The sequence below is a fragment of the Roseococcus sp. genome, assembly GCF_965227005.1.
Classification (GTDB): domain Bacteria; phylum Pseudomonadota; class Alphaproteobacteria; order Acetobacterales; family Acetobacteraceae; genus Roseococcus.
Genome location: NZ_CBDDFJ010000006.1, coordinates 170937 through 194454 on the forward strand (window position 1 = coordinate 170937; position 23518 = coordinate 194454).

Consider the following 23518-nt stretch of genomic DNA (forward strand, 5'->3'; position numbering starts at 1 on the left):
CTCGTCTGACCTAGATTGACTTCGCTTAACTTCGGCCCCTGAACCGGATTCCCATGCCGCGCGGCGACCTCTTCCCCGACATAGCCCCCTTCGAGACCGGCCTGCTGCCCTTGGGCGACGGCCACGTCATGTATTGGGAGCAGGTCGGCAATCCGCGCGGCCAGCCCGTGCTCTTCCTTCATGGAGGCCCCGGCGCGGGCGCGGGGGCGGTGCATCGCCGCTTCTTCGATCCCGCCCATTGGCGGCTGATCGTCTTCGATCAGCGCGGGGCCGGCCGCTCCCGCCCGCTTGGCGAGCTGAAGTCCAACACCACGCCGCATCTGGTCGAGGACATCGAGACGCTGCGGCGCTTCCTCGGCGTCGAGAAGTGGCTGCTCTTCGGCGGGTCCTGGGGCTCGACCCTGGCGCTGGCCTATGCCCAGGCGCATCCCGCCTGCGTGACCGGCTGCGTGCTGCGCGGCGTCTTCCTCGGGCGCGACGAGGAGGTGGACTGGTTCCTCCACGGCCTTCGCCGCTTCTTCCCCGATGCCTGGGCCGCCTTCGCCGAGCATATCCCCGCGGCCGAGCGGCATGACCTGCTGGGCGCCTATCTGCGCCGCCTCACCGATCCCGACCCGGCCGTGCACCTGCAGGCCGCCCGCGCCTGGAGCCATTACGAGGGCAGCTGCTCCACCTTGCTGCCCAGCCCCGAAACCGTGGCGAGCTTCGCGCAGGACCGCACGGCGCTCGGCCTCGCGCGCATCGAGGCGCATTATTTCGAGCACAAGCTCTTCCTGCGCGAGGGCGGGCTGCTGGCGGGGATGGATTCCATCGCGCAGATCCCGGCCGAGATCATCCAGGGCCGCTATGACATGGTCTGCCCGGCCGAGACGGCCTTCGAGCTGGCGCTGAACTGGCCGCGCGCGCGGCTGACCGTGGTGCCGGATGCCGGGCATTCGGCGCTCGAGCCGGGAATCCGGACCGCGCTGGTCAGCGCGGTCGAGCGCTTCCGGCGGCGGTAGCCCGCCGCCGGGCGTCGCCCATCAGTCGGCGGTGATGCCGGCCGCGCGGATCACCTCGCGCCAATTCGTCACCTCGCTCCGCGTGAGCTCCGCCAGCGCCTCGGACGTGCCGCCCATGGTCTGCACGCCCTGGCGGCGCAGCGCCTCGGCCGTGTCGGGATCGACCAGCGCCGCATTCACCAGCGTGTTCAGCCGCGCGACGACCGGCGCCGGCGTGCCGGCCGCGGCATAGATCGCCCACCAGCCCTCCACCACGAAGTCGGCGAGGCCGGCCTGCGCCATGGTCGGCACCTGGGGCAGGACCGGGCTGCGCGCATGTCCGGTCGCCGCCAGCGGGCGAATCGTGCCGGCCTGGATATGCGGCAGGAAGCCGAGCGGGTGGTAGAACATGGCATCCACCTGGCCCGAGATGAGGTCCGTCACTGCCCGCCCGCCATCGCGATAGGGCACATGGGTGGTCGCGACGTCGCCCCGCAGGCTGAACAGCGCCTGGGACAGATGCCCGGTGGTGCCGATGCCGGCGGAGGCGAAGGTCAGGTTGCGCTGCTTCCCGAGCGCCACCAGCTCGCTCACGGTCGAAACGCCGAGCGCGGGCCGTACGCCGAGCACGACCGGCGTCTGCACATAGGTCGAGATCGGCGCGAAATCGCGCAGCGGATCATAACCGATGTCGCGAACCAGGTTCGGATTCACCGCCTGGGTGCCGATGGTGCCGAGGAGGAGGGTCAGTCCATCGGGCGCCGATCGCGCCACCGAGGCCGCGCCCACGCCGCCGCCCGCGCCGGAGCGATTCTCCACCACGACGGGCTGGCCGAGGCGCGGCGAGAGGAAATTCCCCAGCAGCCGGCCGAGCGTGTCGGTCGTCGTTCCCGGCGGGAAGGGCACGACCAGCCGCACCGGACGGTCGGGCCAGGCGGCGGGCTGCGCGGCGGCGGCCATGGGCAAGAGGGCCGCTGCGCTCAGCAGGCCGCGGCGGGGCAGGTTGTTCATGTGGTTTCCTCCGTGACGTAGCGGGCGATATCGCCCTCATCGAGGCCGCGGCGCAGCGGCACGCAGGCGGGCGGCGGCTCTTGCGTGAAGACGACGCCGGCATCGAGCAGGGTGCCGAGAAAGCGGTCGAGATGGCGCATGGCGCCGTTCGGCAGGTCGTGCAGCACGAGCAGTACCGGCTCGCGGGCCGAATCGAGCATGGCGCGCGCGGTGCCGGGCCAGCCTTCGGGGTCGCGGAAATCGCCGGGCACGGCATTCCACAGCACGACCGTATGCCGCTGGGCTTCGAGATGGCGCAGCGCGGCCGCGTTCAGCAGATGCGGTCCGATCGCGCCGCCGCCGCCATTCGGCCGGAACAGGCGCTCTGGCCCATGCAGCGCGCCCATGAGCGCGTCGGTCTGCGCGATCTCGGCCACCGCCTCGGCCGCGCTGCGGCGCCCGAGCGATTCGCCGTGGGTGAAGGTGTGATTGCCGATTCGGTGCCCTTCGGCCCGGGCCCTTTCGGCGAGGGCGAAGGCAGCGGGCGCGCGAAGTTTCTTCCCGATGACGAAAAAAGTCGCGGCCAGCCCGCGGCGCGCCAGCACGTCCAGCACGCCGGGCGTCACCTCCGGCTCGGGACCGTTGTCGAAGGTCAGGCAGATCGGCGGCATGACGGTGAATCCAGGCGAATCGCTCACCGGTCCGCCAGCTTCAGATGTCTCAAGACCCGCCCCCCTGATTGGACGGAGACAGGAGCGTAGAGCGGCCCGCGGTGCAAGGTGTCGCGGCGGGGCTCCATGGCGCCGCCGCGCGCCTATTTCGCGCGAACGCGGTCCATGATGGCGCGCAGCACGGCCGGCACGCCCTCGCCGGTGGCGCCGGCGGCGAGCATGACCTTGGTCCCGCAGGCCTTCTCGAGCGCCTTGACGCGCGAGGCCTTGCCCTGCGGCGTCATCGCATCGACCTTGTTCAGCACGACGATCTCCGGCTTCTCGTCCAGGCCGCCGCCATATTCCGCGAGCTCGTTGCGGATCATGCGATAGGCGCCGGCCGGGTCGCCCTGGCTGCCGTCGATCAGATGCAGCAGCACGCGGCAGCGCTCGACATGGCCCAGGAAGCGCGTGCCGAGGCCCGCGCCCTCGCTGGCGCCCTCGATCAGGCCGGGGATGTCGGCCAGCACGAATTCCTCGGTGGCGTTCAGCCGCACGACGCCGAGCTGGGGGTGCAGGGTGGTGAAGGGGTAGTCGGCGATCTTCGGCCGCGCCGCGGAGGAGGCGGCCAGCAGCGTCGACTTGCCGGCATTCGGCAGCCCGACCAGCCCGGCATCGGCGATGAGCTTCAGCCGCAGCCAGACCCACTTCTCCTCGCCCGGCCAGCCCTTGTCGGCGCGGCGGGGGGCGCGATTGGTCGAGCTCTTGAAGTTCGCATTGCCGAAGCCGCCATCGCCGCCCTGGGCGAGCATGAAGCGCTTGCCCGGCTCGTCGAGGTCGGCAATCAGCGTCTCGCGGTCCTCGTCGAGGATCTGCGTCCCCACGGGGACCTTCATGATCACGTCGTCGGCGCCGGCGCCCGTGCGGTCGCTGCCCGCGCCGTTGCCGCCCTTGCGGGCCTTGAAATGCTGGGCATAGCGGTAGTCGATGAGGGTGTTCAGCCCGTCCACCGCCTCGGCATAGACATGGCCGCCGCGGCCGCCATTGCCGCCGTCGGGGCCGCCGAACTCGATGAAGCGCTCACGCCGGAAGGCGATGACGCCGTCGCCGCCGTCTCCCGACTTGATGAACACCTTGGCTTCGTCGAGAAATTTCATGATGGGCCTTCAAACGCAAACGGGGGCCACGATGGGCCCCCGTTGCCGCACTTCGAGGGAAGCGCAGAATTACTCGGCGGCCATCTTCATGGGCTCGACGGAGACGTGGACGCGGTCCTCGGCCTTCCGCTCGAACTTCACATGGCCTTCGACCAGCGAGAAGATCGTGTGGTCGCGGCCCAGGCCGACATTGCGGCCCGGCTTCATCTTGGTGCCGCGCTGCTTGACGAGGATGTTGCCGGCCAGCACGTGCTCGCCGCCGAACTTCTTCACGCCAAGCCTCTGGCCGGGCGAGTCACGCCCGTTGCGAGAGGAGCCGCCTGCCTTTTTATGTGCCATCTCTGTCGCTCCTTACGCTGCGATAGCGGAGATGCGGAGCACGGTCTGCATCTGCTTGTGGCCGCGCTTGCGGCGGCTGTTCTTGCGACGGCGCTTCTTGAGGATCAGCACCTTGTCGCCACGGTTCTGGTCGATCACCGTCGCGGTGACGGACGCACCAGGCACGGTCGGGGCGCCGAGCTGAAGGCCAGCCTCGCTGCTCAGGGCGAGCACTTCGTGGAAGGTCACGGTCGAGCCAGGCTCGGCCTCGAGCTTCTCAACGACGAGCACCGCATTCGGCGTCACCCGGTACTGTTTTCCGCCGGTACGGATCACTGCGAAGGTCATCACACGCGTCCTTGGGGCCATCCGCAGAAGCGAACAGCCCGTGAAACTTGAAAAAGTTCGGCCGCCTGCCGGGAGAGGGATCCCCCATGAACGACCTCGGGCGACACGAAAGCGCCGACCGGGAGGGGCCGTTTAGGGGGGAGGAGGGGCTTGAGTCAAGTCGCCCTCGTGACTTGGCTCGCAGGCCCCCCGTTGCATGGAGGCGCAGGCCGCCCTATACGGCGGCGCGGCCAGGACAGGTGGCGGAGTGGTCGATCGCGCCGGTCTCGAAAACCGGAGTAGGTGCAAGCCTACCGTGGGTTCGAATCCCACCCTGTCCGCCAGTTCGCGGAATTTCACTCCTCTACGCCGCTTTTCGCTCTGATTTGCGCAGCCCTTCTGTACTCAAGCGAAGCGAGCGAAACCCTGCACAATGGAATCCATCTGAGCGCACCTCCGCCGCTCATTGGGTCCACTGCGGCGATTTTCTTGCATGGCGACCGCTCTGGGCCGCCCCAACCGGTAATTGTTTAGTTTGGTAGACGGCAGATCTGTATCCGTCTGAGCCCATACGCGTATTGATTCTCCGCGAGAGGAGCACGACGATGTCGGTGTCTCCCTGGCCGAGGGCCGCGAGGCGGATCGCTAGGGAGGTAGTTCAAGATGCCCAATTCCCCAAGTGATGAACCCATCGACGTCATCGCCTCCAGGGTTATGGAGGTCGACGGCAAGCCAGTGTTCCATCTCAGGATTGGTCGTCCAGCGCTTGCGCCCGAAGGCGACTGCTGGTTCTGCGCATACGAGATTGTCGGCCCGCTTACGAACTGGAAGGGGCGATTTGGCGGTGAGGATGCCATGCAGGCGCTCGTAAATGCACTCTATTGCGCTTCCGTCGACGTGGAGATTTCCGCGGAGAACGGACAGGGGAGATTGTCTTGGTTAGGCGACACGGAGGATTTCGGGTTGCCCTCACCACCGATACGTTCCGCGCGTGGGGTCAGCGAGCCGAAGTGATCAATCGATGTCTGTTGGGCATCCCCTGCGTCTCCAGACAGCATAGCGAACTGCCGCTTCCACGCTTCAGCCCCGATTTATCTTGGTCCAGCGCGATGGGCCGGCGCAGCGCAATTGAAGCGGACAATCCGTTCCCCACCATACCACACTCCGCCATTCCCGGTGTTGTTTCTGGTTCAGCGGGAGCCTTCCTGCTTCCCTGCATGAGGCCGGCCTTGAACCGGCAACTCGTGAGGACGCAAGTAAGGCTTGGTGGGCGTGCTGGCGCCCCAATATGACGGGCCAATGGCCCAGGCTACGGCCCATACGAGCTGCCTCAAAAGGTATGGCATCCTACGTTAGGAGATAAGGAAGCACGACGATGGCGGCAGCAGATGACTGGACGGTTTTCCCCTGCAAGGGGCTGGGAAAGCTCAAATTTGGTATGTCTCCGGCGCAGGTGGACGCGCTGTCCGATACATATGGCGCCGTGACGGGGCGAGGGAACAATCGTGCTCCCGACGATATTCTGCGCGATACGCTGGAGAAATTCGGCGGTGCGATGAGCGAAGAGGAGAAACAGACCCTAATCGCCGTGTATGCGGAAAGTGGCCCTTCTGCTGACAGCGTGACCGAAACGCGTGGCAATCCGGGCCTCGTTCTGGGCTACGTGGCTGACCGTCTTGTCGAGATCATGCCGGCCAAAAAGCAGCGCCCGCTTCTTCTTGATGGCAAGGACATGCTTTCGCTCAGTGCGCTGGAGGCTCTGGTGCTGCTGGAACGGCTGAATGGCGGCCCCGGGCGCTACGCCAACACAGGGGCGGCGTTCGACAAGCTGGCCATTTCGGTGGAGGGGGTCTGCGTCACCGACCGGGTTGCCGGCGTGCGCGCACTGGATGAGGCCGACGAGCGCTTCCAGGGACGTACCGTGTCCTTGCGGCAAACCCCCTATTTGCCCGAAGGCGAGATGGACCAGTTCATCGTCCATTCGGTTCTGGGGTAACACGGCATGACGGAGCAGGCAGGCAGGGGTGCGAAACCGGTTCCAAACGACCAATTTCCGGCGCTCCTCCCCCACGGCCATTCCGGCGCTCGGCTCCATGTAGGAGGAGGCAGTCCCCAGGCTCATCGCCGACATGATAGCTCAAAGGCCCTACCGGCCGGCTAGAAGGACAAGCCGGGCTTCGTGTTCGCGACGATCCGCGAAGTTGTCCGCGGGTAACGATAAGGCGCTCGGATTCATCGGAATTCGAACCGCGCCCGGAGGCCACGGGCAGCTCGCCTATGATGGTTGCCGCCGGCAGGCCGGTCACGTCGAAGACAGGTAGCTAAGAGGCTAACGAGTACGCCGGATCAGTAGATATCCCGGCGGTATCGACCCTCCGCGACGAGCATATCGAGGCGCTCGGCGCCGACAGCCTCCGCCAGCACGGCATGGACGGCCGGCGCCATCCCCTCGGCGCTGCCGCAGACGAGGATGGCGGCACCCTCCTCCACCCAGGCGCGCAGCGCCGGCAGGGCCTCGCGCAGCCGGTGCTGGACGTAGAGGCGCGACGCCTGGTCGCGCGAGAAGGCGAGGTCCAGCCGTTCCAGCAGGCCCTCGGCTCGCCAGGCCTCGACCTCGGCGCGATGATGGAAGTCCTGCGCCGCGTTGCGCTCGCCGTAGACGAGCCAGTTCAGCCGGTGCCCGAGCCGGGCGCGCCGGCGCAGGTGCGCGCGCAGCCCGGCGAGGCCGGTGCCGTTGCCGATCAGGATCAGCGGCCGGTCGTCCTCCGGCCCATGGAAGCCGGGATTGCCGCGGATGCGGAAATCGAGCCGGTCGCCGATCGCCGCCCCTCCGCCCAGCCAGCCCGAGGCCAGCCCCGTCCGCCCGTCCGGATGGCGCATTTCGCGTATCAGCAGGTGCATGCGGCCGTCCTCCTGGACGGAGGCGATGGAGTAGTCGCGCGGCGCCAGGCCGGAGACGCGGGAGCGCGTCGCGAGATCGGTACCGCCCTCGGCCTCCGCCGCCCGCTCCTGCGCTGACACGGCTTCCGCCGGCACATGGAATTCGGCGATGTCGCCGGCCTGCCATTGCGCCGCCGTGCCGGGTTCCGGCGCGAATTCCAGGTGATAGACCGGCCAGCCGGCGCTGCCGGGATTGAGGTGCCGCCGCGCCGCAAGGCGCCAGGCCTCGGGCCTCGCCGCCGTCCAGGCCAGCGCCGCCTCGCGCGCGGCGCCGAGCGTGCCCAGCGCGTCCTGCCAGCGGGCGAGGGCCGGCGCGTCCTCGCGCGCGGCTTCCACCGTGGCGAAGAGCGGCGTGGCCCCGCGTCGGCCCAGGGCGGCCTCCAGCGCGCGGCCGAAGCCGCAGAACCGCGCGTAGCTGCGGTCGCCCAGGCTGAGCATGCCGTACTCGACGCCCTCCAGCGCCCTGTCCTGCGCCGCCATCCCGCGCGCGAAGGCCCGGGCGGCATCCGGCGGCTCGCCCTCGCCGAAGGTGCTGGCGACGAAGAGCACGCGCCCGGCCGCCACGAGGTCGGACGTGCCCAGGGTCGCCACCGAAGCCACCTGTACCGGCACGCCGGCGGCGCGCAGCGAGGCGGCGGTCTGCCATGCCATGGCATGGGCGGTGCCGCCCTGACTGGCGAAGGCGATCAGCAGCGGTGGCGCGGTCGCGTCGGCCAGGACGGGGAACTGCTTCGCCAGTGCCTTCGCCGCCCGCTTCTGCCGTCGCCGGCCGAGGTAGAGCAGCCAGCCCGTCACGCCGAAGAGCGGCATGAGCAGAGCGGCGACCGCCATCGCGATGCGTCCACCCAGGCCGAAATACTCGCCTGTGTGCAGCGCCAGCCGCGCGGTCACGAGCTGGTGGCCGAGGGGCATCGCGTCGTAGCGCGTATGCTCGCGCACGCGCCCGTCGGGGGCGAGGGTGATCGTGTTGGTCGCGCGGCTGTTGGGCGGGGCGGGGTCGAGATAGGTGACCCGCAGCGGCTGGCCGGGCTGCGCCGGCATCCGCAGGATGACGCGGCTATAGCCGCCCGGTACCGCGGTGCCGAAGGCCGCCCACACGGCGCCCAGGTCGAGCGCCTGGCCTTGCGGCCGCGCCCTGCCACCACCGCCACCGCCGTCGGCAGCCGCCCCGGCCCGCTGCGGAATCGGCACGCCGGCCAGTGTCCAGACGGCGTCGCGATACCAGGTGTAGGACCAGGTGAGCCCCGTCAGCGCGGCGAGCAGGTAGAGCGGCAGCACCCAGGTGCCGAGCACCGAATGCAGCTCCCAGAAGAGCGTGCGTCCGCGCAGGGCGAAGCGCAGCGCGAACCAGTTGCGCCAGTCCAGCGGCCGGCGCGGCCAGCGGAGATAGAGCCCGCTCGCCGCGAGAACGACGAGGCAGATGGCCGAGATGCCCGTGATGCTCCGGCCGATGTCGCCCCAGGCCAGCCAGCGGTGGATCTCGCGGATGAAGCGGAAGGTGGCCTCGCCGCGGCCGGCGCCCAGGATACGGCCGTCATAGGGGTCGAGCCAGACGGCGGTCCCGCGCTGCGTGGTGCCCTCCGCGACCGGCGGCACCACCGAAGCCCGCACCGCGCGGCCCGGCTCCGCCTGGAGGACCAGGAAAGTGACGCGGCCCGGCCTCTGCGGCGCCAGCGCCGCGACCAGCGCCTCGGGGGCCAGCACGGGCTCGGCCCTGGCCTCGACGGTCATGACCCCGCGATTGAGCGCCAGCAAGAGCTCGTCCTCGAAGGACATCATGGCACCGGTGATGCCGACGACCATGAGCACCGTGCCGGCGGTGATGCCGATGAACCAGTGCAGCGTGAAGAGGAAGGAACGGATCATGGCACACACGGGCAGGCGATGACGGCGGGCGACCGCATCTGTTAAGAATGGTTCTTAATTGCACATGTGCAGTGCAGCAAGCGTTGTGGTCGCTCGCTGGCCGATCGTTGCTGACGCCCGAAGCGCATCGCATTAACGCGAACCGTCCAGGACATTTCATCGGTCGCATGAAGCAATCAGCAATTGGCGTCGCAGTGCCTCGATCGCGCGGCGCGGCGCGCGAAATCCGCTGGGATTCTGTGGATCGGCAAGGCGGACCACCCTCGTGGCGGGGGCCAGGGCCGGACGTGAGCGACGTCGTTTTCCAGCGGCCTACAGGCCGCTGAACCAGTTGAATCCCCGATCCTCCCAATAGCCACCGGGATAATCGTTGGTGACTTCGATGGAGGTGATCCATTTCGGATTCTTGAAGCCGAGCTTCACCGCCGTCCGCAGCCGCAGCGGATAGCCGAAGGGGTCGGCGATCGCCTCGCGCGCGTATTTCGTGGCGAGCAACGTCTGCGGATGCAGCGCGCTGGCCATGTCGATGCTGCCCCAGTAGCCGTCGGCGCAGCGGAAGGCGACGTAGCGGCAGGAGAGATCCGCGCCCACGCGCTCGAGGAAGAGCCGCAGCGACACGCCCGACCACTGGCCGATATAGTCCCAGCCCTCCACGCAGATGTGGCGGATGATGATCTCCTGCTCCGGCAGCGCCATGATCTGCGGCACCGTCCAGGGCTGGCGCTCGGCGATGCGGCCGGCCAGCTCCAGCTTCCAGGTAGCGGCGTCCACCGGGTTCACGTCCCCGACCTCGTAGAAGGCGTTGAAGCGCGGCGGCTTGAGCACCATCGACTCCGGATAGGTGGGCGCGAGCTTCGTGGGGTCGAAGAGCCAGGCCTGCACGCGATCGTTGAAACGCGAGACGGCCCGCAGCGTGGCCTGGATCGTCTCCGAATCCTTGGGGCTGCAGCCGCCGAGCATGGCCAGCGCGCCGAGCGAGAGGCTGCCGCGCAGCACGCCGCGCCGCTCGATGTCGCGCAGCAGCGGGGCGTGCTCCTGCAGGATGGTGGCGTCGGGCGCGTTGCCGGGACGGAAGCGCGACTTGGAGAGGGGCCTGGTCATGCGCGTTCCTCCGGAACCACGGGACCGCCCGTCACCATGGCCGCCAGCGTGCGCGGCACCAGCAGTGCGAGGGCGACATGCACGAAGAGAAATCCGACGATGCCGGCCATGCCCAGGAAATGCGCGAGCCGCGCGCCCTGGAAGCCGCCGAACAGCGCCGTCAGCCCGGAGAACTGAACCGGCTTCCAGATCGCGACGCCGGACAGGACCTGCACGATCGCGGCCAGGATGACGCCGATATAGAGCAGCTTCTGCACCGAATTGTAGGCGGTCAGATCCTCATGGGCGAGCTTGAAGCGCAGCGCGTCGCGCACGTCGTTCACCGCCTCATGGGCGCTGATCGGCAGCAGCTTGCGGCGGAAACGCCCGGTGATCAGGCCATAGAGCAGATAGGCGAGGCCGTTGAAGACCAGCACCCACATGGCGGCAAAGTGCCAGAGCAGGTGCTCCGCCGCCCAGCTGCCGAGCAGCAGCCAGTGCGGGAAGAAGACCCAACCGAGAATGGCCTCGTCATTATAGATGCCGATGCCCGAGAGGATCATCACGATCATCGCTGCGGCATTCGTCCAGTGCATGATCCGCACGGGCCAGGGGTGCAGGCGGCGCGTGCCGCGGCCAGTCGTTCGATATGCCGCCGGTTCGTGGGCCATGTTTATTCTTCGATGGCAATGAGGCCATGGTTACACGATGCCATCCGCCAGCGAAGAGGATTACATGGGAGGCTCATCGATGCGGCGTAACCTTGTGCTCGTGGCCATGGCCACGATCCTGCCGGGCCTTGCGGTGGCGCAAGGCGCGCATGTCGCGGGTGGCGCGCCGGCCGAGCGCCTGCGCAGCGAGGCAGCGCAGGCGCGCTTTCCGCAACCGGTCCGCGTGGGCGATCTCGTGGGCCGCACCGTCATCGAGGACACGCAGCAACAGGCGGTGCTCGGCCATGTCGTCGCCACGACGCGCGGCGCGGACGGCAAGCTGGGCATTCTCCTGGAGCACGGCGGCTTCCTGGGCTTGGGTACCCGCCGGATCGTGGTGCCGATGGAGGCGATGGCTCTGCTCGGCCGATTGGTCGTCGTGAAAGATCTGGGGCCGGCGCAACTCCGCGCTTTGCCCGACGCCCCCGCGCAGCTGGAACTGCTGCCCGCGGACACGCTCGTGCGTATGGGCCTCGCGCGCAATTGATCGCCGGGATCGCGCTCGACGCGCGTTAACTCCATCGCGGTTAAGCGCGGTTCCTCACGCCGAAGGCGCCTAAGCGTGTTGGATCGTGATCGCCGCCAAACGGGGCGGGGGTCGAGCCCCACCCCGGTCCGCCGGGTCAGCCCTTGAGGAGGAAGGCCTTCGCCGCGGTGTCGTAATCGCCATAGCCCAGCGTCGTTCGCAGTTCGGCCGGGGGCAGGGCCATCGGCGATTCCGCGGCGCCGGCGGCGAGGGCCGCCAGGCCCGCCTTCAGGCCGGCGGTCGCGGGCGAGAGCATGCCCGTCGGATAGGTGCCAATCTTGATGCCGATCTCGATCGCCTCCTCGCGATTGGGGATGGCGCGGCCCGGTCCCGGCGAGAGTACGGCGAAGGAGGGCCGCCCCTGCGCCGCGATGACCGCGCGGCGGAACTCGTCGTTATCGGCGGGGCTGTCGAGGAAGAGGATATCCGCGCCCTCCTCGACGAACATGCGGATGCGCGCCTCGGCCTCGTCGATGCCCTGGGTGGGGCGGCAATCGGTGCGCGCCATGACCAGGATGCCCGAATCCTTCGCGGCCTCGATGGCGGCGCGGACCTTCATGCGCGCCTCTTCGCGCGACAGGCAGGGCTTGCCGGCGGCGGTGAGCTCGCGCGGGGTGATCTTGTCCTCGATGAGGATCGCGGCGGCGCCCGCGCGGCCATAGGCGCGCACCGTGCGCTGCACGTTCATCGCATTGCCGTAGCCATGATCGCCGTCGGCGAGCACCAGCAGGTCGGGCGCGGCGCCGCGCACCATGTTGAAGCTGTCGAACATCTCGCCGAAGGAGATGAGGTCGAGGTCGGGCCCGCCGAGGCGGCTGGCCGCCACGCAGGAGCCGGAGAGGAAGGCGGTCGCGAAGCCGGCTTCGGCGGTGAGCTTGGCGGTAAGGCCGTCCCAGACGGCGGGCATGGTGACGAAATCGGGCTTGGCCAACAGGGCGCGCATACGTTCGGGGGCGGTCATGGCGATTCCTCAGAGGTGTTCCTTATGAGGACGCTATCGCCGAACCCCGCCTTCACCAAGCCGGTGCTTCCGCGTCTATTCGACGGTCACATTCGCCGTGCGGATGACGCCGGCCCAGCGCTCCACCTCCGAGCGCAGGAAGCCGGCCGTCTGGGCAGGGCTGCGCCCTTCCGCGATCAGCCCCATCTCCAGAAGGCGCGCGGTCATCGCCGGCTCACGCACGATCTTCGCGACCTCGCTCGAGATGCGCTCCACGATGTCGGCCGGCGTTCCCGCGGGCGCCAGCAGCATGGACCAAGTGGTGACGGTGAAATCGGCGATGCCCTGCTCCTCGAAGGTCGGCATATCCGGGGCGAAGGGTGCGCGCCGGGCGGCCGCGACCCCGATGGGATGGATATTGCCTGCCTGGAGTTGCGGGCGCAGCGCTGAATCGACGTCGAACATCGCGCCGATATTGCCGCCGATGAGATCCTGCAGCGCCGGCTGCGTGCCGCGATAGGGCGCATGCACCATGCGCAGCCCCGTGCGGATCTGCAGCAGCTCCATCGCCAGATGCGCCGTCGAGCCGATCCCGCTCGATCCATAGGTGATCGCGCCCGGACGCGCCCGGGCATAGGCGAGGAATTCGGGCCAGTTCCGCGCGGGCAGGTGCTTGCCGCTCGCCATCACCACCGGCGACGTCGCCACCACCGTGATCGGCGCGAAGCTCGTCACGGGATCGAAGGGCATCTTGCCCGCCTGGAGCGTGGCATTGGCCGCATGCGCGGGCAGGACCATCACCAGCGTATAGCCATCCGCCGGGCTCGCGGCCGCCACGCCGGCGCCGAGGATGCTGTTGGCCCCCGGCCGGTTCTCGACCACCACGGGCTGGCGCAGCGCCCGCGCGAGCGGCTCCGCGACGAGGCGGGCGGAAAGGTCGGTGAAACCGCCGGGCGTGTAGGGCACGATGATTCGGATGGGGCGGGTCGGGTAATCGGCCGCGCGGGCCGCGACGGCGGTTCCGGCCGCCAGTCCGAGGCCAAGGGTCGCGCGGCGGGACAGAGCCGGCAGGGCTGAATGGTGCGACGTCACAGAGGTCTCCCCGATTTTTGCTTGTCCCGGCGGCCCGTCGCAAGTCGCGAGGGGATGCCGGTCAGCGGTTGGCGCCAGTGTGACGAGGCGTTCCCTGCGCTGCAAGCATGGTGACGCGCTACCGCCCGCCTTGGTCGGGGGAGAGGACGGTCGCTGTTCGCTATCCGGTGAGTTGACCGATCATCGCCATGGCGGCGGCGGGATTGCGGACCTTGTGGCCGCTGATGACGTAGAGGAAGACGTCGCGCGCCTTTCCGTCGGGCTTGTGCGTGCCGAAGGTCTCCAGCCCCTTCGGAGCCTTGCCCGCCGCCCACTCCCTGGCGCGCGCGACCCATGTCGCGAGGGTCTTGGAGGGATAGCCGAGAGGCTCCTCCTCTTGGGTGCCCATGATCCGCGCATAGGCGAAATCCGCGGTGACATCGGCGATCTGCGGAAATTCGGAATCGCCGGCCGTGACGATCGCGACGCCGTGCTCGCGCATCATCGCGACGAAGTCGGGTGTCTGGAAACTGGGGTGCCGGACCTCGACGGCATGTCGCAGGGCATGGCCCTCGAATTCATGCGGGAGCAGCTTCAGGAAGGCCTCGAAATCCTGCGCATCGAACTGCTTGGTCGCGGCCATCTGCCAGTTGATGGGGCCGAGCTTGCCCTTCAGTTCCAGCAGCCCGCTGCCCAGGAAGCGCGCGATCGATTCCCCCGCCTCGGCCAGGATGCGCCGGTTCGTGGTGTAGCGCGTTCCCTTCAGCGAGAAGATGAAGTCATCCGGCGTCTCGTCATGCCATTTCTGGAAACTCGCGGGCTTCTGCGATCCGTAGAAAGTGCCGTTGATCTCGATGGAAGTGAGCTTGCTGGCCGCGTATTCCAGCTCGCGCTTCTGCGCCAGGCCCTCCGGGTAGAAGACGCCGCGCCAGGGCTCGAAGGTCCAGCCGCCGATGCCGATATAGATCCTGCCCTGGGCCATGCATTCCTCCGATGGTCGCAGCTCAGGGAAGGCCCCGCCTGCGACTTAGCTCCCTGCTGCCGATGAAGCGACCTTGAGGATGTGTGGTGGCCACGGCGTTGAACAAGCTGCCGCGTGCCTCAACGTGCCGGCTGCACGGTCGCGGGATCGTTCCGCTCATCCGACCGCGCCTCATAGGTCAGGCTCGACCGCATCGCCCAGATCGCGTTCTGGAGGTACAGCGGCATGATCGGATAATCCTCCAGCGCCGTCCGCGTCGCGCGTTGCAGCAGCGCCTCGCGCTTCTCGGCATCCAGCTCCACCTCCGCCTCGCCGATCATCCGGTCCAGCTCCGGATTGGAGTACTGGATACGGTTCGAGGAGCCGTGGCCGCGCTCGCGATTGACCGTGCGCAGCACCGAGTTCAGCAGGACCGAGACCTCGCCCGTGGAATTGCCCCAGCTCAGCAGATTGGCCGGCGCCTCGCGCCGCGTCGCACGGCCGATGAAGCTCGCATAAGGCTGCGCCTCGATGGTCGTGCGGACCCCGATGCGCGTCCACATCTGGCCCACCGCCTGCACCACCCGGGCGTCGTTGATGTAGCGGTCGCTGGAGCCCGCCAGGGTGATCTGGAAGCCCTGCGGATAGCCCGCCTCGGCCAGCAGGCGCCGCGCGGCCTCGGGATCGGCGGCCGGCACGGGGAAGTCGGGGATGTAGCTGAAGCTGTCCGGCGGCATGAACTGGCCGGTGGCCAGCGCCGAACCCTCCATCACCCGCTCCTGGATCATCCGCCGGTCGATGGCCAGCGACAGCGCGCGCCGCACGCGCAGATCGGCCAGCGGGTTGCGGTCCATTGCCGCGCCCGCGCTCGAGGCCAGCCCCGGCACCGGGGCCGCGCGCGTGCCGTCGATGGTGAGATACATGGTGCGCAGGCTCGTGGTCTGGGCCACGCGGAAGCGGCTGTCGCGGCGCATGCGCTCGATGTCGCTGGTCGGCACCTGGTCGATGAAATCCACGTCGCCGGCCAGCAGCGCGGCGGTGCGCGCCGTGTCGTTGGTGAGGATGCGGTAGTTCACCTCGGCCCAATGCGGCTTCTCGCCCCAATACTGGTCGTTGCGCGCGAGCACGATGCGGTCGTTGTTCGAATAGGAGGTGAGGCGGAAGGGCCCGGTTCCGATGGCGACGCGGCCGCTGTTGAAATCGGCCGTGGTGGCGCCGGCGTGAATCTTGCGGCTGAGCATCACCACCTGGGTGAGATAGGTCGGCAGCAGCGGGGAGGGGCCGCTCGTGTAGAGGCGGATGGTCCGGTCATCCACGACCTCCACGCGATTCACCGGCCGGATGAGCGCCGAATAGGAGGCGCCGGGTCCGGTGACGGTGGGGATCCGCTCCAGCGTGAAGGCGATATCGTCGGCGGTGAAGGGCGTGCCGTCATGGAAGCGGATGCCCTCGCGCAGCCGGAATTCCCAGCCCTCGGCGCCGAGGGCGCGCCAGCTCTCGGCCATTCCGGCATGGAGGCGGGCATGCGCATCGGTGACCACCAACGTGTCGAAGATGCTCTGGGCGATCTCGCCGTTGGAACGCAGTTGGTGATAATGCGGGTCGAGCGAGGAGATCGGGGAGCCCACGCCCATGGTCAGTGTCTGCGCCACGGCGCCGGCCGCGCAACCCAGGCCCGCAACGGTGGCGAGCAGTGCCCGCCGGATGAAGGACCTGCCCATGAGGTTCCGCATCGATATTCCCTCCCGAACGACGCCCTTCGGCGTATTGATTATATGCAATTGAAAACCGACCGACCGATCGGTTGAGAGGGCGGAAACTAGGCTGGGTCGGCTTCGTCCGCAAGGCGCAGATAGCCGATTGCGGAAAGGAACGGCCCGACATATGGTCGATGTCGGAACCCGACCGACCGTCCGGTCAGTCTCTCGGGTTCTACCGCCGCCCGCGCAGACGGATGGCCGCCAAGGGAACGAAACCATGACGTCACGCATCCGCGGAACGACCGCACGTCCCTCATCCTTGCCGACCGGCAGCGCCCTGTCACGCCGCAGCGCAATATGGGGTGGGCTGGCCGCGCCCGCGCTCCTGGCCTCGGCCGCCCGCGCCCAGGACGGCTATCCGAACCGCCCGATCCGCATGATCGTCCCCTTCGTGCCCGGCGGCGGCGCCGACATCACGGCGCGTTTCATCGCCGAGCCTTTGGGGGCCGCGCTGGGCCAGCCCATCGTGATCGAGAATCGCGGCGGCGCCGGAGGCACCATCGGCACGGCCGCCGTCGCGACCTCGCCGGCCGATGGCTATACCCTGCTCTACGGCACGCCGGGCCCGCTCATCACCAACCGCTTCCTGATGCCCAACCTGCCCTATGATTCCGACCGCGATTTCTCGCCCGTCAGCCTGCTGACGCGCGGCGCCTATCTCCTTGCCGTCCATAAGGATGTGCCGGCGCGCAACATGGCGGAGCTCATTGCCCTGGCGCGTTCGCGGCCCGGCGAGCTGACCTATGCCAGCGCGGGCACCGGCGCCGGCAGCCATCTTGCGGGTGAGCTGCTCTGCATGCAGGCCGGCGTCCGCATGACGCATGTGCCCTATCGCGGCACGTCTCAGGCGGTGCAGGACGTGGCGGCCGGCCGGGTCACCATGTCGATCGACACCTATGCCGTGATGATCCCGAATCTCCAGGCGGGGAACCTGCGCCCCATCGCCGTGACGAGCCCGCAGCGCTATCCCGAATTGCCCGACGTGCCGACCATCGGCGAGACGATCCCGGGATTCGAGGTGGGCGTCGTGAACTACATCTGCGTGCGCTCCGGCACGCCCCGTCCGATGATCGAGCGTCTCAATGCGGCTTTGGTGAAGGTCCTCGGCGATCCCGGCCTGGCGCGGCGCATGAAGGAGGCCGGCAGCAGCCCGCCGCTTTCCAGTACGCCGGAAGGCCTGGGCGACATCCTGCGCTCCGAGGTGGAGAAGTGGGGGCCGGTCATCCGTCAGGCCGGGCTTTCGGCTGGGTGATCCGTCGCGTGGAGAAGCTTGCGGATCGGGCGGGAGGCGTGTCATCGCGGGGCATGGACGACCTTGCTGACATTCTCGAACTCGACAGTACCGGAAACCCGCTGCAGGGGAGGATCGTGCAGATCTTCCAGGTGGCCTGCCGCCTCTTCGCCCAGAGAGGCTTCGACGGCGTGTCCATGCGCGACATCGCGGCCGAGTGCGGCATCTCCAAGGCCACGCTCTATCACTACTTTCCGGACAAGGATTCGATCCTGCGCCCGCTGGCGATGGGAACGACCAAGTCGATCTTCGTTCACGTCTCCAAGCATGACGATCCGGAAAAGCCGCCGCTGGAGCGCCTGCGCGTCTTCCTCATCGAGACAGCGAACTTCTTCGAGAAGTTCCGTTGGGCCTGGATCGCCGGATCGACGGCCTTCTGGAGCGATCCCAAGGCCCGCGCGCGCAAGGAGCGCATCGGCTGGCGCGACCGCTATGAGCAGCTTCTGCGCGATATCCTGCAGGCGGGAATCGACAGCGGTGAGATCAAGGTGGCGGATGTGCGCCTGGCCGGTCGCTTCGTGCTCGGCAGCGTCAACTGGATGGCGCGGTGGTACGACCCTGACGGTCCGCTGACGGCCGCTCAGGTGGCGGATCAGTTCTGCGACATGATCGTGGATGGTATCCGAATGCCGGCGCCGAAGACCGCGACGCGAAAGCGTTGATATAAGGAGTGCGGGGTGGCTTGCGCGCCGCCCCGGATGTTTCTAGCTTCCCGACCGAACGGTCGGTAGAGCGCCGATCATCGAGCCACTCGCTGGCGGAGGGAACGAAAAGTCATGTCATCAGACGTCGTGAAACTGGAAGTGTCCGACTATATTGCCGTCGTGACGCTGAACCGCCCGCCGGTGAACGCGGTGAATGCGGAGATGAAGGACCGCCTCATCGAGATCTTCGACTCGATGACCGATCGCGAGGACGTCCGCGTCGTCGTGCTGACCGCCCAGGGCAACATCTTCTGCGCCGGCGCCGATCTCAAGCAGCGCCCGGATCCGAAGGTTCCTGGCCAGTATTGGGGCCACAACCGAACCACGCGCGAGCTGGGCAATTCCATCAAGGAATGCGCCAAGCCCGTCATCGCCGCGATCAACGGCACGGCGCTGGGCGCGGGCTTCGGCCTGATGGCCGCCTGCGACATCATGATGGCCTCCGAGAACGCGACCTTCGGCATGCCCGAGATCGATGTCGGCCTGGCCGGTGGCGCGGCGATGATCCGCGAGATGTTCGGCAAGTCCTGGACGCGCCGCCTGATGTTCACCGGCGACCGCATCCCGTCCTCCGAGCTCTACCGTCAGGGCATCATCGACAGCATCTGGCCGCAGGACCAGCTGCTGCCGGAGGCCCTGAAGATGGCCGCCCGCATCGCCTCCAAGAGCCCGCTCGGCATCAAATACGCGAAGAACAGCTGCAACCTGGTCGAGCTGATGTCGCCCAAGGACGCCTATCGCTTCGAGCAGAACTTCACCTTCGAGCTTTCCAAGACCGAAGACGCGAAGGAAGCCCGCACGGCGCAGCTCGAGAAGCGCAAGCCGAACTTCAAGGGCCGCTGAATCATGGATGCCGCCACCGTCGACTACGAGGCATTCCGCGAGGAATTGCGGGCGTTCGCGCTGACGAACTGCCCGCCGGAGATTCGCGCGGTGGTGGCCTCCTACCGCAAGCTTTCGCGGAAGATCTGGTATCCCTGGCAGAAGATTCTCTTCGAGCATGGCTGGGGCGCGCCGTCCTGGCCGAAGGAGTTCGGCGGCACCGGCTGGGACATGCGCCAGCGCGTGATCTTCGACGAGGTGATGGCCGAATGCGACTGCCCGCCGCAATACCACCACGGGTTGCGGCACCTTGGCCCCGTCATCATCGAATTCGGCACGAAGGAGCAGCAGGAGCGCTTCCTGCCGGGCATCCTGAACGGCACGGATTGGTGGTGCCAGGGCTATTCCGAGCCCGGCGCGGGCTCCGACCTCGCCTCGCTGCGTACGACGGGCCGGCGTGAGGGCGACGAGTATATCGTGGATGGCCAGAAGACCTGGACCTCTCACGCCCAGGAAGCGGACTGGATGTACACGCTGGTCCGTACCTCTAAGGAGCCGAAGAAGCAGCAGGGCATCAGCCTGTTGCTCATTCCGCTCAACTCGCCCGGCATCACCATCCGCCCGATCCGTACGATCGACGGCTGGCACCACGTGAACGAGGTCTTCCTCGACAACGTGCGCGTGCCCGTCGCCAACCGCATCGGCGAGGAAGGGCAGGGCTGGACCTATGGCAAATTCCTGCTGGAGCGCGAGCGGCTCGGCGGCGCGAATATCGCCCCGCATCGCATGGCGCTGGAGCGCGTGCGCGAGATGGTCGGCAAGGAGCTGTCCGGCGAAGGTCGCCGCGCCGAGCGCGATCTGCTCGCGCATCGACTTCTGCTTGCCGAGGCGGAACTGCTCGGCGCTTCCGAGCTCGGTCGTGAATCCATCGAGGCGGCCATCGACGGCAAGTCGCTCGGCATGCTGCCGGCCGTCATCAAGCTCTGCACCAGCGTGACCATGCAGACCATCAGCCAGATCGCGCTGGATGCGGTGGGCGAACGCCTGGCCCCGCGGTTCAAGCGCATCGACGGCGAAGGCCCGAACGCCGAGGCCCCGGGCATCGAATGGGTGCAGAACTACATGTACGCCCGCGTCCGCACGATCTACGGCGGCAGCAGCGAGGTGCAGAAGAACGTCATCGCCAAGCAGCTGTTCGGGATCTGAAAATGGGCTTCGAGACCAAGCCGATCATCTCGGGCGAGACCTATGAGATGGCCTCCCGCTTCGCTACGGCGGCCAGTGAGGAACTGGCCGCCATCGCCGAGGCTTCCGCCCAGGCCACTTGCATCGGCAAGCACTGGAACAGCATCGCCGAACTCGGCTGGATGGCGACCGCCATTCCCGAGGAGGCCGGTGGCGCGGGGGGGGATCTCTCCGATCTCGCGGCGTTGGCCGCGGGGGCGGGCCGCGCGGCTCTGGCGCTTCCTCTGGCCTCCAGCTGCGGCGTGGTGCCTGTACTGCTGGCGGGCCATCCCATCCTCGCCGATGTCGCGAGCGGCGCGGCGCGCGTGGCGGCCATCCTGCCCGGCGCCTCGCGCGACGCGGACGGCAAGGCGCTGACCGGCGGCGCGACGCTGCACGGCGATGCGGTGGGCGTGGAGACGCCGCCAAACCCGACGCATCTGGCCGTGGTCGTCACGGGCGACGAGCCCATGCTGCTGCTGGTTCCGGTGGACGCGGCCGGTATCCAGACCGCGACCTATCTGCGCATCGACTGGCGCCTCGCCGCCGATTTCCACTTCGGCCACGTTGCGATCGCGCCCGGATGGATCGTGGCGCGCGGCCCAGACGTGCTGCGACGCGCCGATGCGGCACGCGACATTGGCGCGCTGCTCACCTGTATCGAATGCGTTTCCGCCGTCGGCGCGCTGGTCGAGCACACGATCGAGTACCTGCTCAACCGCGTGCAGTTCGGCCAGCCGCTCGCCACCTACCAGGCGCTGCGCCACCGCGTCGCCGAGATGTATGTCGAATACGAGACGCTGCGCGGCATCGTGGCCCGCGCGCTGCGAGCCGCGCAGTCTGGCGACGACGCCTGGCAGGCCATCGCCTTCGCCAAGCTGCGGCTGGGCGAGGCCGGGCGCGCCGTCGCGGAATCCGCGATCCAATGCCATGGCGGCATGGGCATGACGGAGGAGCTTCCAGCCAACCGGCTCTGCAAGCGGCTCATGATGGCCGAGTTCGAATACGGCAACCGCGTGTACTATGCGTCTCGCCTGCTCGCGGAGCAGGACGCCGCTCGCCTGCTCGCTGCCCAGGAAGCCTGAACCATGCACGCACTCGACAAGATGTTCCGGCCGCGCTCGGTCGCCGTGATCGGCGCCTCGGGCGATCCCGAGAAGCTGGGCGGCCGTGCGCTCTGGCACATCAAGGAGCTCGGCTTCCAGGGGAAGATCTACCCGATCAACGTGACGGCCAGGGAAGTGCAGGGCCTGCCCGCCTATCCAAGCGTGCTCGACCTGCCCGAGACGCCGGACATGGCGCTGATGGTCCTGCCCGCGAAGCTCGTGGCCAAGTCGCTCGAGGAATGCGCGCAGAAGGGCATCAAGCTCGTGCAGGTGCTGTCCTCCGGCTTCGCGGAGGAGGGTGGCGAGGGCGTCGCCATGCAGGCGAAGCTTGTCGAGATCGTGAAGCGCCATGGCATGCGCATCACGGGACCGAACGCGCTCGGCAGCATCAGCCCGCCCGACCAGTTCTTCGGCACCTTCTCGAGTCTGCTCGCCACCGCGCGTCCTGGTCCGGGCACGGTCGGCGTGGCCACGCAGAGCGGCGCCTATGGCTCGCATATCTACGCCGTGGCCGGCTTTCGCGGCGTGGGTATCAGCCGCGCGATCGCGACGGGCAACGAGGCCGATATCGACGTCGCGGCCTGCATCGACTACCTGGCCGAGGATCCCGGCACGACCGTCATCTGCGCCTCGCTGGAGGGCTGCAAGGACGGTGCCGGACTCCGCCGCGCGCTGCTCAAGGCGGCCGCCGCGAAGAAGCCGGTCATCATCATGAAGGTCGGCAGCACCGAGGAGGGCGCGGCCGCCGCGGCGACCCATACCGGCTCGCTGGCGGGCGAGGACCGCATCATCGATACGGTCTTCCGTGAGTGCGGCGCCATTCGCGCGCAGTCGATCGAGGAGATGATCGACATCGCCTATGTCTGCTCGATCGCGCCGCTGCCGCCCTCGCGCGGCGTGGGCATCCTGAGCGTCTCGGGCGGGCTCGGCGTGCTGATGGCGGATGGCGGCATCCATGCCGGCCTCAAGGTCCCGGCCATGTCGGACCAGGTGCTGGCGCAGATCCGTGAGATGCAACCCACGGCGGGCGGCCACAACCCGATCGACACGACGGCGCAGCTCAACGGCCGCATGCATATCTTCGAGACCATCAGCCAGGCGATGATGGGCGGCGCCGATCTCGGCTCCTTCGTCTTCTACCTGGCGCATCTCGGCCGCAACATCGAGCGCTTCCCGCCGCTGGAGAAGGCGCTGACGGAACTGCGCAAAGCGGCGCCGGATCGCCTTGTCGTCGCGGTGATGACGCATATCGACGAGATCCGGGTGAAGCTGGAAGCCGCCGGCATTCCCGTCTTCGAGGACCCCTCGCGCGCCATCCGCGCCATCGCGGGCGCGACCTTCGTGCGGGAGTTGCAGGCGGCTGCCGTGGCGGCGCCGGTGCTCGCCAAAGGCGCGCCGATTGCGCTGGCCTCGAAGAACGAGGCGGCGGCGAAGGAATTACTGGCGAAGTCGGGCGTGCCCGTGCTGCCGGAGAAGGCCTGCGCCACCTCCGCCGAGGCGGCTACCGCGGCGACCGCGATGGGCTTCCCGGTGGTGATGAAGATCCTCTCCGACGACATTCCGCACAAGACGGAGGTCGGCGGCGTGCTGCTGAACGTCGCCGATGCGGCGGCCGTCGCGGCGGGCTTCGCCGAGCTGATTCGTCGCGCGACGGAGAAGAAGCCGCAGGCGAAGCTCGACGGCGTGCTTGTCGCGCCGATGGTCTCGGGCGGCGTCGAGACCATCATCGGCGTGCAGCGCGATCCGGTCTTCGGCCCGATGGTCATGTTCGGCCTGGGCGGCATCTCGGTGGAGCTGTTCAACGACGTGGCCTTCGCCACCGCGCCGCTCACGCCCGAGCGCGCGGAGAAGCTCATCGCCAGCGTGAAGGGTGCGAAGTTGCTCGACAGCTTCCGTGGCCGCCCGCCGATGGACAAGGCCGCGTTGGTGAAGGCCCTCGTGGCCGTCTCCGAACTGGCCGTCACGCAGGAGGACGTGATCGAGAGCGTCGAGATCAATCCCTTCCTGGTGCGGCAGGAAGGGGCATATGCGCTCGATGCCCTGGTGGCGCTGCGTGGGGAAGCCGCCAGCCACTGATCGCTGAGGCGAGGGGGCG

Annotated in this window: 22 protein-coding genes and 1 tRNA gene; 11 read left to right on the top strand and 12 right to left on the bottom strand. The window is 68.2% G+C overall.

Annotated features, from left to right (window positions below):
• Positions 1–53 precede the first annotated feature (53 nt).
• Positions 54–1001 carry a prolyl aminopeptidase gene (gene pip / locus ACO057_RS02820; protein WP_421988830.1) on the top strand — a complete coding sequence of 316 codons (948 nt, stop codon included), beginning with the start codon at positions 54–56 and terminating at the stop codon, positions 999–1001.
• A 21-nt stretch (positions 1002–1022) separates the two neighbouring features.
• Here the strand turns inward: pip and ACO057_RS02825 are convergent, their stop codons facing one another.
• The 5 genes from ACO057_RS02825 to rplU all read right to left on the bottom strand — a co-directional run bounded on the left by ACO057_RS02825 (position 1023) and on the right by rplU (position 4443).
• On the bottom strand, positions 1023–1991 hold the full coding sequence (locus ACO057_RS02825) for a Bug family tripartite tricarboxylate transporter substrate binding protein (protein WP_421988831.1): 969 nt from the start codon (positions 1989–1991) through the stop codon (positions 1023–1025).
• Positions 1988–2668, bottom strand: a complete 681-nt coding sequence (locus ACO057_RS02830; RefSeq protein ID WP_421988832.1) for a polysaccharide deacetylase family protein — start codon at positions 2666–2668, stop codon at positions 1988–1990. The genes ACO057_RS02825 and ACO057_RS02830 overlap by 4 nt, the downstream gene beginning before the upstream one ends.
• 116 nt (positions 2669–2784) lie before the next feature.
• Positions 2785–3777: a GTPase ObgE gene (gene obgE, locus ACO057_RS02835; protein WP_421988833.1), complete on the bottom strand. Its 993-nt coding sequence runs from the start codon at positions 3775–3777 to the stop codon at positions 2785–2787.
• 69 nt (positions 3778–3846) lie between these two features.
• The gene (rpmA, locus tag ACO057_RS02840; RefSeq protein ID WP_421988834.1) at positions 3847–4116 is read right to left on the bottom strand and encodes a 50S ribosomal protein L27; all 270 of its coding nucleotides are present in this window, start codon (positions 4114–4116) and stop codon (positions 3847–3849) included.
• Between the two features lie 12 nt (positions 4117–4128).
• The gene (gene rplU / locus ACO057_RS02845) at positions 4129–4443 is read right to left on the bottom strand and encodes a 50S ribosomal protein L21 (protein ID WP_421988835.1); all 315 of its coding nucleotides are present in this window, start codon (positions 4441–4443) and stop codon (positions 4129–4131) included.
• 233 nt (positions 4444–4676) lie between these two features.
• On the opposite strand from rplU, the gene ACO057_RS02850 reads away from it, so the two are divergent.
• From ACO057_RS02850 to ACO057_RS02860, 3 genes are all read left to right on the top strand, one after another.
• Positions 4677–4766: transfer RNA gene (locus ACO057_RS02850), tRNA-Ser, on the top strand.
• 319 nt (positions 4767–5085) lie between these two features.
• Positions 5086–5436 carry a DUF6968 family protein gene (locus tag ACO057_RS02855; RefSeq protein ID WP_421988836.1) on the top strand — a complete coding sequence of 117 codons (351 nt, stop codon included), beginning with the start codon at positions 5086–5088 and terminating at the stop codon, positions 5434–5436.
• 361 nt (positions 5437–5797) lie between these two features.
• Positions 5798–6418 carry a hypothetical protein gene (locus tag ACO057_RS02860; protein ID WP_421988837.1) on the top strand — a complete coding sequence of 207 codons (621 nt, stop codon included), beginning with the start codon at positions 5798–5800 and terminating at the stop codon, positions 6416–6418.
• Between the two features lie 350 nt (positions 6419–6768).
• Here ACO057_RS02860 and ACO057_RS02865 read toward each other — a convergent pair whose 3' ends face one another.
• The 3 genes from ACO057_RS02865 to ACO057_RS02875 all read right to left on the bottom strand — a co-directional run bounded on the left by ACO057_RS02865 (position 6769) and on the right by ACO057_RS02875 (position 10979).
• Positions 6769–9228 carry a PepSY domain-containing protein gene (locus ACO057_RS02865; RefSeq protein ID WP_421988838.1) on the bottom strand — a complete coding sequence of 820 codons (2460 nt, stop codon included), beginning with the start codon at positions 9226–9228 and terminating at the stop codon, positions 6769–6771.
• Between the two features lie 312 nt (positions 9229–9540).
• Positions 9541–10329 carry a molybdopterin-dependent oxidoreductase gene (locus tag ACO057_RS02870; RefSeq protein ID WP_421988839.1) on the bottom strand — a complete coding sequence of 263 codons (789 nt, stop codon included), beginning with the start codon at positions 10327–10329 and terminating at the stop codon, positions 9541–9543.
• Entirely contained in the window at positions 10326–10979 is a 654-nt protein-coding gene (locus ACO057_RS02875; protein ID WP_421988840.1) for a cytochrome b/b6 domain-containing protein, read from the bottom strand. Before ACO057_RS02875 ends, ACO057_RS02870 begins: the two co-directional genes overlap by 4 nt.
• A 79-nt stretch (positions 10980–11058) precedes the next feature.
• Here ACO057_RS02875 and ACO057_RS02880 point away from each other — a divergent pair, with 79 nt between their 5' ends.
• Positions 11059–11505, top strand: a complete 447-nt coding sequence (locus tag ACO057_RS02880) for a hypothetical protein (protein ID WP_421988841.1) — start codon at positions 11059–11061, stop codon at positions 11503–11505.
• Between the two features lie 136 nt (positions 11506–11641).
• Here ACO057_RS02880 and ACO057_RS02885 read toward each other — a convergent pair whose 3' ends face one another.
• From ACO057_RS02885 to ACO057_RS02900, 4 genes are all read right to left on the bottom strand, one after another.
• Complete coding sequence (locus ACO057_RS02885; protein ID WP_421988842.1) at positions 11642–12505, bottom strand: isocitrate lyase/PEP mutase family protein; 864 nt, start codon at positions 12503–12505, stop codon at positions 11642–11644.
• Positions 12506–12580: 75 nt separating this feature from the next.
• Complete coding sequence (locus ACO057_RS02890; protein ID WP_421988843.1) at positions 12581–13576, bottom strand: tripartite tricarboxylate transporter substrate binding protein; 996 nt, start codon at positions 13574–13576, stop codon at positions 12581–12583.
• A gap of 160 nt (positions 13577–13736) precedes the next feature.
• Positions 13737–14537 (bottom strand): DUF72 domain-containing protein, encoded by an 801-nt coding sequence (locus ACO057_RS02895; RefSeq protein WP_421988844.1) that lies wholly within the window; start codon positions 14535–14537, stop codon positions 13737–13739.
• A gap of 119 nt (positions 14538–14656) precedes the next feature.
• Positions 14657–16249 (bottom strand): ABC transporter substrate-binding protein, encoded by a 1593-nt coding sequence (locus ACO057_RS02900; RefSeq protein WP_421988845.1) that lies wholly within the window; start codon positions 16247–16249, stop codon positions 14657–14659.
• Positions 16250–16493: 244 nt separating this feature from the next.
• Between ACO057_RS02900 and ACO057_RS02905 the strand changes: the two genes are divergently transcribed.
• The 6 genes from ACO057_RS02905 to ACO057_RS02930 all read left to right on the top strand — a co-directional run bounded on the left by ACO057_RS02905 (position 16494) and on the right by ACO057_RS02930 (position 23499).
• Entirely contained in the window at positions 16494–17528 is a 1035-nt protein-coding gene (locus ACO057_RS02905) for a Bug family tripartite tricarboxylate transporter substrate binding protein (RefSeq protein WP_421988846.1), read from the top strand.
• A gap of 53 nt (positions 17529–17581) precedes the next feature.
• Positions 17582–18229, top strand: coding sequence for a TetR/AcrR family transcriptional regulator (locus tag ACO057_RS02910; protein ID WP_421988847.1), 648 nt, complete (start codon positions 17582–17584; stop codon positions 18227–18229).
• Between the two features lie 114 nt (positions 18230–18343).
• Positions 18344–19114, top strand: coding sequence for an enoyl-CoA hydratase/isomerase family protein (locus tag ACO057_RS02915; protein WP_421988848.1), 771 nt, complete (start codon positions 18344–18346; stop codon positions 19112–19114).
• Positions 19115–19117: 3 nt separating this feature from the next.
• On the top strand, positions 19118–20299 hold the full coding sequence (locus ACO057_RS02920; protein ID WP_421988849.1) for an acyl-CoA dehydrogenase family protein: 1182 nt from the start codon (positions 19118–19120) through the stop codon (positions 20297–20299).
• 2 nt (positions 20300–20301) lie between these two features.
• On the top strand, positions 20302–21402 hold the full coding sequence (locus ACO057_RS02925; RefSeq protein ID WP_421988850.1) for an acyl-CoA dehydrogenase family protein: 1101 nt from the start codon (positions 20302–20304) through the stop codon (positions 21400–21402).
• A 3-nt stretch (positions 21403–21405) separates the two neighbouring features.
• Positions 21406–23499 (top strand): acetate--CoA ligase family protein, encoded by a 2094-nt coding sequence (locus tag ACO057_RS02930; RefSeq protein ID WP_421988851.1) that lies wholly within the window; start codon positions 21406–21408, stop codon positions 23497–23499.
• The last annotated feature ends 19 nt before the right edge of the window (positions 23500–23518 follow it).